Source organism: Roseateles sp. P5_B10, from assembly GCF_056400485.1.
In genome coordinates this window covers 1-1,667 of sequence record NZ_JBFULE010001010.1, presented here as the reverse complement: position 1 = coordinate 1,667, position 1,667 = coordinate 1, and the positions used below count along the sequence as shown (strand labels likewise).

The window sequence follows — 1,667 nt, the reverse complement described above, 5'->3', positions numbered from 1 at the left end:
TCATCGGCGTGCGGATCTCGTGGCTCATGTTGGCCAGGAAATCGCTCTTGGCCTGGCTGGCCGCCTCGGCCGCGACCCGGGCACGTACCAAATCAACTTCGGCGCGGTGTCTCTCGGTCACGTCGACCAGCATCTGCACGACGTTGACGAGGCGGCCACGGCGATCGCGGATGGCGCTGGCGCTGCCGTCGACGAACAGCTCGCCGCCGCCGGGCAGCGCGAAGCCGCGTTCGAAGCGGACATGGTCCAGCCGCCCGGCCGCCAGGCGGGCCAGCTCGCCGCCAGGCAGGCGGCCGGGGCGGAAGTCCGGCAGATCGGCGAGCTTGGCGCCGCGCAGCGCCCCGGCCTCGCGGCACAGCATCGCCGTCAGCGCCTGATTGACGTCGAGGATGACACCCTGGGCGTCGCACAGCGCAATGCCGACCTGGGCGCGCTCGAAGACGCCGCGAAAGCGCTGCTCGCTCTCATTGAGCGCCCGCGTGCGTTGCTCGACGCGCGCCTCCAGCAGTTGGCGCTCGACGACGAGCTGTTCCGTCATTTGGTTGAAGCTGCGCGCCAGCTCGCGGAACTCGGCAAAGCCGCAGACCGGCGCTCGCTCATCCAGCTTGCCCCCGGCGATGCGGGCCACCGCACCGCTCAGCATCTGGACGGGCTCGACCAGGCGACGCCCCAGCAGCAGACCCAGGCCCAGGGCCAGCAGAAGGGACAGGCCGAGGGCGAGAGCCAAGCGGTCGCGCAGCGCACGCGCCGGCGCAAACGCCTCGGCCGCGTCGATGTTGACGGAGATGCCCCAGTCCAGCGCGGGCAGGTGGCGCCAGGACGCGACGATCTCGATACCGGCGTAGTCGCGCGTCAGGCCGCTGCCACTTTCGCCGCGCAGGGCGCGCACGGCCGGCGGCGGCTCGGGCGAGGCCAGGTCCAGCGAGCCGGTCAGCGTCTGCAATGGCGGCCGCTTGAGGTCGTTGATGAAGACGGCCCGGTCGCCCTGGCGTTGCACCAGCACCGTCTCGCCCGTCAGCGCCAGCCCCGAGCGCTCGGTCGCGACCCGCAGCAGGCGGTCCAGGTCGAGCTGCAACACGACACTGCCGAGCACGCGATCGCCATCGACCACCGGATGGATCAGGAAAAGCGTCGCCGGGCCCTCGCCGCGCAGGCGCTGGGCCGGCGTCAGCTGCGGGTCCAGCTGGCCGATGGCGCGGCGGTGCGCGGCCAGCAGCTCGCTGCCTTCGTAGGCGCCGCCGTCCAGCCGCRCCAGCTCGGGTGTCGAGCCGGCCGGTGCCTTCATCGCGAAGCTGATGCGGCCGTCGGGCTGCACCAGCAGCAGGTTGAGGTATTTGCCGCTGTCGTAGAGACGCTCGAAAAAGGCCCGGCTGCCGGCACTCACGCGGGTAGCCACCGCGTCGCCGCGCTGCACCAGCAGCTCGCGCGTGTCGCTGGCCTGGGCGACGAGGCGGCCGTCCACCTCGACCTCGTTGAGGTATTCGTTGATCTCGTGGACCTTCTTGCGCGAGATCGCCACCAGGCCTTCGGTCACCGTCTCATGCAGGCTGTTCTCAAAGCTGGAGAGCTGCCACAGCCCGACCAGCCCCAGGGGCAGCATCGACAGCAGCATCAGGCCCAGCAGCAGGGCCGGGCCGACGCGCCAGGCGCGGCGCGTCGACTCCACG

The 1,667-nt window shown here is 71.4% G+C and carries 1 protein-coding gene; it reads right to left on the bottom strand.

The features are described from left to right. Positions 1-1,667 (bottom strand): PAS domain-containing protein (locus AC1DU6_RS30255; protein WP_477861752.1); only part of this gene is annotated, 1,667 nt, incomplete at both ends.